Genomic DNA, 9,603 nt, shown 5'->3' with positions numbered 1-9,603 from the left:
ACCGCCCGCATCTCAGGCCAAACCGCCCTCAGTGCAATCCGAAGTCTCGTCGATGGAACGTTCGTCGTCGCCTGATCAGCACCAAAAAAGCCAGCCCCGTGAGCAGTTACGCCGATCCACCCCACGGGGCGGGGACCGACGATTGCGTTGAACGGATCGTGGGCGAGACGATGCCCCTCCCTCGGGGTATAGCTGTGGAACGGCGCCGGTTTATCGTTCATGGCAGGGATGGATCGTGTGGGTGTTCATGGACGGAAACTCCGTTGCCGGGGCCTATCGTCCCGGTGTGATCATGAAAATATGCAATCCCCTTGCTATTTCCAGAACAACCATATTGCATTCATGCAATCCCGCGCTTGCGGTGGTCGAAGGCAGGAGAATGGGCGATGAACGTGACGGACCGGATCGCGAACTGGGACGATCTGCGCTTGCTCGATGCCATCGCGCGCGAGGGGAGCCTGCCCGCTGCCGCATTCCGGCTCGGCATGAACCACTCGACCGTGTTCCGCAGGCTCGAACAGTTCGAGGCCCGCACCGGACGGCCCGTCTTCGAGCGCCATCGCGATGGCTACGTCCCCACGCCCTCGGGAGAGGCGATCGTAGCGCTGGCCGGGCGGATGGCGCAGGATCTCGACGCGCTTGCCCTCACGCTGGCCGGGCAGGACATGAAGCCGGCGGGCGAAGTGCGGCTGGCGACGAGCGATGCGCTTCTCGCCAGGCTCGTCATGCCCGCGCTCGCCTCCTGCCGCGCGGCGCTGCCCGGCATACGGCTCGACATAGCCATCGACAACGCCGAAGCCAACCTCTCGCGTCGTGACGCCGACATCGCGGTGCGTGCAACCGACGCCCCGGCCGATACACTTGTGGGCAGACGAATCGCCCCCATCGCCTGGGCGCTCTACGGCCTGACGGGCGACGACCTTGCAGGCGGCCCGTTCGTTGCGCCCGGCGAGCGAATGGCGGCGATGTCGGTCGGGCGCCATGTGGCCGCGACGGTGCCGGTCGCGCGCATCGCCGCCCGCGTGGATACGGTGATGGGTCTGGCGCAGGCGATCGCCTCCGGCATGGGCTGCGGCTATCTTCCGTGTTTCGTGGGCGAGCGGACACCGGGGCTGCATCGCCTCGCACCGCCGGTGGACACGCTTGCGACCGATCTCTGGCTGCTGACCCACAGGGAGATGCGCCATGTACCGCGCATACGTGCCACGATAGAAATCCTCGCCGAGCGCCTCCAGGCCGAACGGGCGCTGATCGCCGGTCTCGCGCATGAAGGGTCACGTCACCGCAATGTCCGGCGCCGCGCGCGGCAACGTGGCGTTCTACACCGACGTCCTTGGCCAGCGCCTCGTCAAGAAGACTGTCAATTTCGACGATCCGGGCACCTATCACCTTTATTACGGCGACACGCTCGGCACCCCCGGCACGATCCTGACCTATTTCCCGTGGGAGAACGCCGCCGCCGGACGTGCCGGCCTGGGCGAGGTCGGCGAGACCCATCTCGGCATCCCCGAGGGCGCTTTCGGCTGGTGGCGCGAGCGCCTCGCCGCCCATGACGTCGCCGGTCTCGAAGAGACGATGTCATTCGGCGCGCCGATCCTGCGCTTCCGTGACCCGGACGGGATGCGCTTCGCCCTCGTCGAGACGGAGACTATTACGGATGAGCCGTGGACGACATCGGACATCCCCGTCGAGGTCGCGATCAGGACGATCGTCGGCGTGCGTCTGACACTCGGCGCGACCGAGGCTACCGCCACGATCCTGACAGACGTGTTCGGCTACGAGACGGCTGGGGTGGAGGGCGACGTCACGCGCCTCGTCTCAGGAGCGTCCCACGTCGATCTGGAACAGGCGCGCGGTGGCCCCGCGCGGCTCGGGCGTGGCTCGGTCCATCACGTTGCCTTCCGGGCGGCGGACGATACGGATCAGGCGCGGATGGCGTCGGTGCTGCGCGAGCGTCACGGGATCGCGACGACCGAGCAGCGCGACCGGCAGTATTTCCGCTCCGTCTATTTCCGGGAGCCGGGCGGCGTCCTGTTCGAGATCGCGACTGACGCACCGGGCTTCGATGTGGACGAGCCACGGGCGTCGCTTGGGGAGGCCCTGAAACTGCCCCCCACACTGGAGCGGCACCGCGTGGAGATCACCCGCGTCCTGCCGGAACTGGCGTGATCATATCTGCCGGGCGTCGCGTCCGGCAGATGACCAGACCATGCGCCTCAGGGAGGGGCGGATCATGACCCAGACATGCATTCATTACGCGGAACCCGGCGCAAGGCCCGGCGCGCCGCCGCTGCTTCTCCTGCACGGGACGGGGGGCGACGAGCGCGATCTGGTCCCGCTCGCCCGGCGGGTCTCGCCTGGGTCGGAGATCCTCTCGCTGCGGGGGCAGGTTCTGGAGCGCGGGATGCCGCGCTTCTTCCGCCGCCTCTCGGAAGGCGTGTTCGATGAGGCAGATCTCATGACCCGCGCCGACGATCTTGCGGCCTTCGTTACCGAATGGCGCCGCACCCATCCGGGTGAGCGCTTCACGGCGCTAGGATATTCCAACGGCGCGAACATTGCGGCCGCGCTGCTCTTGCTGCATCCCGGCCTGCTCTCGGGCGCGGTGCTAATGCGCGCGATGGCGCCGCTCGCCACCCCGCCCGCGCCCGATCTGGCCGGAACGCGCGTGCTGATGTTGTCGGGCGCGCAGGATCCGATCGTCCCGCTCGCGTGGCGCACGGCGCTCGAGCGATCCCTGCGAAACACCGGAGCCGAGATCGAGAACCGTGTGCACGATGCGGGGCATGGCCTCGTCGATGACGACCTGACCAGCGCCGCGCGCTGGCTTGGTGGATCATCGACCGCGCGCATCATCAGCATGGCCAAGCGCCGCGCCGACGTCGTGGGCATCTTCCCCAACGATGCCGCCATAGCTCCGCCCACAATATTGCAACTTTTCAGTGGAAAGTGTTGCTGCGACGTGATTCTCTGCACGCACGATATGGCGAAGGTTTTCGGATTGGCCTGCTGACGGAGCCGCGTCGCTGCGCGCCTGCACGGGCCCTGGAGGATGTCCATGGGCCGGCGCAAGGCGACGGAGCTGGAAGTGCGGATCGCGTTCGAGACAAGTCGGATAGCATCGCAGTGCCTGGCCGACGCCTACGAGCGGCTGGTTCCAATCCCACGCCGTCAGACGCGACAGGCGGCTGTCAGCCAGCCTTCGCTCGATCCCGCAGACACATCATCAGCGATGCGGAGGATTGAACGTGGGTAGCATCACAGTTGGACTTTATGCGCGCGTGTCGACTGACGCTCAGGCACGCGGCAACACGATCGCAAGCCAGCTTGCAGCGTTGCACGAACGGGCCTGTACCGACGCCGTCGTGATCGAGCCGCAGCATGCCTATGTCGACGAGGGCCGAAGTGGCGCCAACCTGGCGCGCCCAGCGCTGGAGCGCTTGCGCGATGCCGTGGCGAGCGGCGAAATCGATCGGCTCTATGTGCATGCACCTGATCGGTTGGCCCGGCGGTATGCCTATCAAGTATTGCTGATCGAAGAATTTCGCCGGGCTGGTGTTGACGTTGTGTTCCTCAACCGGCCGATTGGTGGCTCTGCCGAGGACGACCTGCTGTTGCAGGTCCAGGGCGTGATCTCCGAATATGAACGCGCCCGCATCCTGGAGAGAAGCCGGCGTGGGCGACGCCATGCCGCCCGTTCCGGCGCTGTCAGCGCGATGTGCAGCGCGCCGTTCGGCTACCGCTACGTCGACCGGCATGCTGGCGGAGGCAACGCCCACTTCGAAGTTGTCGAGGACGAAGCGTTGGTCGTTCAGCAGCTGTTTACCTGGATCGGCATTGAGCGGATCAGCTTGCGCGAGGCTTGCCGCCGGTTGGAGGAGATTGGCCGTGTGACCCGAACCGGGCTGGAACATTGGGATCCGACCACCATCAATGGAATGCTGCGCAATCCTGCATATCGCGGGACCGCCATGTTTGGTCGCACTCGGTCGATCGCGTCCGTTGGAACACGCCTGCGTCCTATCCTTGGCCGTGCCCAGTCCCCTCGCTACGGACAGAGCGCACATGCCGCGGTTCCCCGCGAAGAGTGGATCACCATCCCTGTCCCCACGATCGTCGATCCCGACATATTCGAGACGGTGCAGGGACAGTTGGACGAGAACCGAAAGCGTAAGCGCGATGGGCGTTGTCGACCGGGCTGGCTGCTCCAGGGCCTCGTGGTCTGCCGCCAATGTGGGTATGCGTTCTATGGCAAGATGGCGCGCGGCACGATTGGCGGCTGTCAGCCAGCCAATTACGGCTACTATCGCTGCACCGGCACGGACGCTCATAAATTCGGCGGCCAGGCGATTTGCCATAATCGCTCGGTGCGTTCCGATAAGCTGGAAGCAGCCATATGGCATCAGGTCGAGACGGTGCTGGACAATCCTCAGCGTGTCGCAGAGGAGCACGAGCGGCGTATCGCAGTGGCTAAAGACGGCAAGGCGGACGGAAAGCTTGAGGCCATGAATCGGCAGATGGCCCGACTGCGTCGCGGGATCGACCGGCTGATTGACAGCTACGCCGAGGAAGTCATCGAAGCAGACGAGTTCAAGCCGCGTTTGGCTGGGCTCAAACAGCGTTTGGCCCGGCTGCAAGCAGAACGGGATATCGCCACGGCGGCGGGCGAAGCCGAGCGTAGCCTCCAGTTGGTGATGGGACGATTAGCCGAGTTTGCAGGACGAGTACGCTCCGGCCTGGACCATCTGGACTGGCATGGACACCGCGACATTATCCGTGCCCTCGTGCGACGGATCGAGATCGATCATGACCACGTCGAGGTGGTGTTCCGCGTTCCAGGGATGTCAACACCACCGGACGGCAATGGCGGGTCAGGCTTCAGCCAGGGCAGAGATGCGCTCGCTAATCGGCAATATTGTGGGCGGAGCTATCATCCGCCTGATCGGCGCCGTACTGTTGGAAGCCAACGACGAATGGCAGATCCAGATCCGATACATGCAGACCGAGCCGATGGCAGCTCTCATGAGCCCCGCCATCGATGCTCAGCCAGCACAGATTTCCACCGAGGCCGCATGATCCCGTGCCGCCTCAGCTACAACCCATTTTCCACCACGTTGACGGACACGACCTCGTAATTCTTCGTCCCACCCCGATCCATCGACAACGCCGTCTCCCGCCACGTCCATCGTGTTCGGGCACTTGCCTACTGGAACAGCGCGACCACTCTCACTGCCTGAAATCCGCAGAACACGCCGTTGCATGCTTGATCTCAGTTAACGTGACAGCTCCGCTCAATCTCAGTTAACGTGACAACTCCGCTTGACGATATAGAAGCTTCAGCACCGTGTTCATTCAGAGCCGTTGAAACTTTCCCTCCTTGCTGTGCGTAAGGTTTTGACGCCTGCCGGATGCCGCTTTGCGCGGAAAGATCGTGCCGAGGCGTTTGGGAGTTGAGCGTCAGCGCAGACTCATATTTATGATAACTGCTTGAAGGCAACTTTAATGACGACTGAGCAGATGAAGACATTTCATACGACGGAATCTGGCATTCCCGTCTCGAGTGATGAAAATTCGTTGACGGTTGGTGCGGACGGTCCAATCGTGTTGCACGATCATTACCTGATCGAACAGATGGCGGCGTTCAATCGCGAGATGATCCCCGATCGCCAGCCGCATGCCAAAGGCAGCGGTGCGTTCGGTCGATTTGTAGTTACGCACGATGTCAGCCTTTATACTTCGGCGACGTTCCTTCAGCCCGGTGCAGTGACCGAAGTAGTGGCGCGGTTCTCGACGGTTGCCGGTGAGGCTGGAAGCCCGGATACGTGGCGCGACCCGCGTGGATTTGCCCTGAGGTTCTATACGGATGAGGGCAATTTCGACATGGTCGGCAACAACACGCCGGTCTTTTTCGTGCGCGATCCACTGAAGTTCCAGCATTTCATCCATTCGCAGAAACGTCGTATCGATAATGGCCTGCGCGACAACGACATGCAGTGGGATTTCTGGACGCTGAGTCCGGAGACCGCGCATCAGGTGACGTGGCTGATGGGCGATCGCGGGATTCCCGCAAGCTGGCGTCATATGGATGGCTTCTCCAGCCATACCTATATGTGGGTGAATGCGGCCGGAGAGCGGTTCTGGGTGAAGTATCATTTCAAGACCGATCAGGGCATCAAGTGTCTGACTCAGGAGCAGGCGGGTCAGCTTGCGGGCGCAGATGCCGATTATCACCGGCGCGATCTCTATATGGCGATCAAACGTGGCGAGCATCCGAGCTGGACGCTCAAGATGCAGATCATGCCGTATGAGGATGCTAAGACCTATCATATCAACCCATTCGATCTGACCAAGGTTTGGCCGCAGGGCGAATATCCGCTGATCGAGGTCGGCAAGCTGACACTCGACCGCAACCCGACGGATTTCCACTCCCAGATCGAGCAGGTTGCGTTCGAGCCCAACAATTTCGTGCCGGGAACAGGTCTGTCACCCGACAAGATGCTGCTGGGGCGTTCGTTTGCCTATGCGGATGCTCACCGGGCACGGCTCGGGGTGAACTACAAGCAGATCCCGGTCAATGCGCCGAAATGCCCGGTTCATGGCTACACCAAGGGAGGCGCCATGCGGATGCGTGAGGCGCACGATCCGGCATATGTACCGAACTCCAAAGGTGGCCCGGCAGCTGACGGGCAGCGTTTCCCGGAGAATGCGGTGTGGGCGGCGGACGGCGAATTCATGCGGGCGGCGTACGCGCTTCGTCCTGACGATGACGATTTCAAACAGGCCAATGCGCTGGTCAATCGCGTTATGGACGACGCGGCGCGTGACCGGCTGGTGAACAATATCGTCGGGCACGTATTGCAGGGCGTTGAAGAGCCTGTCCTGTCGAGGGTGTTTGAGTACTGGTCGAACGTTGATGCGACGATCGGAGCACGGGTAAAGGAAGGTGTGCTCGCTGAACGCGCAGTAGATTAGGCTCTGTTAGAGCTTGTAGGGGAGCTGTCACGTTAACTGAGATCAAGCATGCAACGGCGTGTTCTGCGGATTTCAGGCAGTGAGAGTGGTCGCGCTGTTCCAGTAGGCAAGTGCCCGAACACGATGGACGTGGCGGGAGACGGCGTTGTCGATGGATCGGGGTGGGACGAAGAGATTACGAACGGCGGAGAAGACAGACACGAAGCGCTGACAGCCGCCGGGAGAGCGGAATTTTTGCATGATGCGTTCGCGTTTTCGCAGCGGCAGATGGCTGTTCTCCGCCCGGTTGTTGAGCCCCTTGTGGGACAGATGCCGGATCGAGGATTTCAGTTTCCGCCTGGCCGCGCCACAGGAGCCCAGCTTGTCCGTGACCATACGTTTGGGGCGTGCTCCCTGCTGACGCAGAAGCCGGGTCAGCAGGCGTCTGGCGGCCTTCGTGTTCCGCCGTGCGTATTCCACGGATGGTGATCAGTGATTCCGCTCGATCGTGATCACCCATTCCGGTGATCGTGATCACCATGCTGGCGGCGCCTCATGAGGCGCCGCCAGCATGGTGGACGTAAGTAAATCGCCACGACTGACGGTTGTAGTGGTGTCATTCTTCCTGCGGTTTAGTCAAGCCATCGGTGATCGCCTGCCGTTTGCGCAGGCTCGCCCCTTTGAGGTCGAGGCGATGGGCCCGATGGACGATCCGGTCGATGATGGCATCCCCGAGCGTCATGTCGCCGATGACGTCGTGCCAGCGATTGACGGGCAACTGGCTGGTGATCAGCAGCGAGCCCCGGTTGTCGCGGTCGTCGACGATCTCCAGGAGATCGCGCCGTTGCTCGGCGGTCAGCGGCTCTGGCCCCCAGTCGTCGATGATCAGCAGCCGGATCTTCTCCAGCGCGCTCATCAGGCGTGGCCTGGCGCGCCAGCGCGTAGGGCACGGAATAGACATGCCCGTCGAGCTGGACATGGTAATCAAGACCGGCCCGGACGCGGCGCCATTCGGCATAGACGTAGCGTGTCGCCGGGAGCGGCAGCAGCGCAGGCCGGTCAAACTGCTCGAACAGGGCGCGCCGCGTCGTCCCCAGACCGCGCATGATCCGGTCGTTCAACCGGTCCAGCAACACGGCGATCGCCGCGTTCAATTCGGCCAGAGAAAAAAACCGCTGGTTGCGCAGGCGCGCCAGGATCCAGCGCTGCACCACTTGTACCCCCACCTCGACCTTGGCCTTGTCGCGTGGCTTGTAAGGCCGGGCAGGCAGGATCGCGCTGCCGTAATGCATCGCCATCTCCGCATAGGTGCGGTTCACCGACGGCTCATGGAAGCAGGCACGGATCACGCCGGCCTTGAGGTTGTCGCTGACCAGCAGCTGTGGCACGCCACCGAACCAGGCCAGTGCCTCCACGTGACAGCGGATCCAGTCCGGCACCGTCTGACTCCAGACCGCCCGCGCGTAGGTGAAACTCGATGCGCCCAGCACCGCCACGAAGATCTGTGCCGGTCGTTCCTTGCCGGTCGCCCCATCCGTGACGCCGACCGTGCTGCCGGCGAAATCAACGAACAGCCGCTCGCCCGCCCGATGCACCTGGCGCAGCGTGGGGTTCAGACGGTTCGCCCAGGCACGGTAGCTCTCGCAAAACCACGAATATCCAAACCCGTCCGGCGCCCCGGTGCGATATTCCTCCCACAACAGCGCCAGCGTCACGTTGGGGCGCCGCAATTCCCGGTGCACGCACGTCCAGTCCGGCGCCGGTCGCTCCGACGAGGGCAAGCCCGACAGCGGCGGATACAGACGCCGCTCCAGTTCCGTGTCGTCCACTTCATCCGGCAGCGGCCACCCAAGGCCCGCTCGCCTCGCCCGGAAAAGGTAATCACTGACCACTGGCTGGCTGAGCCCAAGGCTCCGCCCGATCGCCCGCTGGGACAATCCGTTCCCCAGCCGCAGCCTTAAAACATCCCTGATCTTACGCATTGGCACTCTCTCGCCCGGCATCCGCCCCTCGCTCTTTGCAAAGTGGCAAGACTACCTCTGGTTGAAGACTGCCAGTCGCCAACGTTCACTCAGTTCACCATTCCGGTGATCGTGATCACCGGAATCCATGATCAGGATCCTGTGGAATGGATGATCGCGATCCCGTGGAATCAGTGATCGCAATCGACCGGATTACGCAACGACAGTTTCCGCTTCAGGAACAGCTCCGCAACACAGACTAAAAACGAAAGGAAACCAGAACCCGTTTGACGGGACACAAAAACCCCGCTCACATCCATGAAACCCGGGTCAATTCCAAATGGCAACCCCGGGTCAGTTCTCACTGGCATTCAACAACGATCGCCTCAAGGCAAAGCTCGGCGAGGTCATGATCGAGCGTGAACTGCTGCGTGAAAAGATCGCGGCCATGGAGGCTGGCCGCCCTCACATGAGGAGTCTCACGTCAAGGGCTGCTTCACTACGGGCTCATTTTTTCACTCCGCGTTTCGGATCCATGGTCTGAGCCTGTTTAACGACTACTGGCGCGACGCCGCGCCTGTAGCCCATCTTATTCACGGGGTTGGTCGAGATTGGGCGGCGGGTATCGCCTAAGCTTTTGATTGGGTTTACGAATTGGGTGTCAAAACCATCCGTTTCTCCGATCACGCCG

Annotated in this window: 4 protein-coding genes and 6 pseudogenes; 6 read left to right on the top strand and 4 right to left on the bottom strand. The window is 62.7% G+C overall.

What is annotated here, in order from left to right:
* Positions 1–386: 386 nt before the first annotated feature.
* From HLH48_RS22110 to HLH48_RS22085, 6 genes and pseudogenes are all read left to right on the top strand, one after another.
* Positions 387–1,172: pseudogene (locus HLH48_RS22110) on the top strand (LysR family transcriptional regulator); the annotation flags it as partial.
* 94 nt (positions 1,173–1,266) lie between these two features.
* On the top strand, positions 1,267–2,169 hold the full coding sequence (locus tag HLH48_RS22105; RefSeq protein WP_182999620.1) for a VOC family protein: 903 nt from the start codon (positions 1,267–1,269) through the stop codon (positions 2,167–2,169).
* 64 nt (positions 2,170–2,233) lie between these two features.
* On the top strand, positions 2,234–3,013 hold the full coding sequence (locus HLH48_RS22100; protein WP_182999619.1) for an alpha/beta hydrolase: 780 nt from the start codon (positions 2,234–2,236) through the stop codon (positions 3,011–3,013).
* 235 nt (positions 3,014–3,248) lie between these two features.
* Positions 3,249–4,397, top strand: a pseudogene (locus HLH48_RS23455) (recombinase family protein); the annotation flags it as partial.
* A gap of 529 nt (positions 4,398–4,926) precedes the next feature.
* Positions 4,927–5,076, top strand: a pseudogene (locus tag HLH48_RS23450) (IS256 family transposase); the annotation flags it as partial.
* 426 nt (positions 5,077–5,502) lie between these two features.
* Positions 5,503–6,972, top strand: coding sequence for a catalase (locus tag HLH48_RS22085; protein WP_182999618.1), 1,470 nt, complete (start codon positions 5,503–5,505; stop codon positions 6,970–6,972).
* Positions 6,973–7,044: 72 nt separating this feature from the next.
* On the opposite strand, the pseudogene HLH48_RS22080 reads toward HLH48_RS22085, so the two are convergent.
* The 4 genes and pseudogenes from HLH48_RS22080 to HLH48_RS23040 form a co-directional block, all read right to left on the bottom strand.
* Positions 7,045–7,422, bottom strand: a pseudogene (locus HLH48_RS22080) (DDE-type integrase/transposase/recombinase); the annotation flags it as partial.
* A 145-nt stretch (positions 7,423–7,567) separates the two neighbouring features.
* Positions 7,568–7,873, bottom strand: a pseudogene (locus HLH48_RS23045) (ATP-binding protein); the annotation flags it as partial.
* Positions 7,874–7,889: 16 nt separating this feature from the next.
* Positions 7,890–8,933, bottom strand: a pseudogene (gene istA / locus HLH48_RS23445) (IS21 family transposase); the annotation flags it as partial.
* A gap of 486 nt (positions 8,934–9,419) precedes the next feature.
* On the bottom strand, positions 9,420–9,603 hold a 184-nt coding region (locus HLH48_RS23040; RefSeq protein ID WP_220795269.1), incomplete at its 5' end, for a hypothetical protein.

Source organism: Gluconacetobacter sacchari, from assembly GCF_014174255.1.
In the GTDB taxonomy this organism is placed as follows: domain Bacteria; phylum Pseudomonadota; class Alphaproteobacteria; order Acetobacterales; family Acetobacteraceae; genus Gluconacetobacter; species Gluconacetobacter sacchari.
Note: the sequence above shows the minus strand (reverse complement) of the source record. Positions and strands in the feature narration are given on the sequence as shown.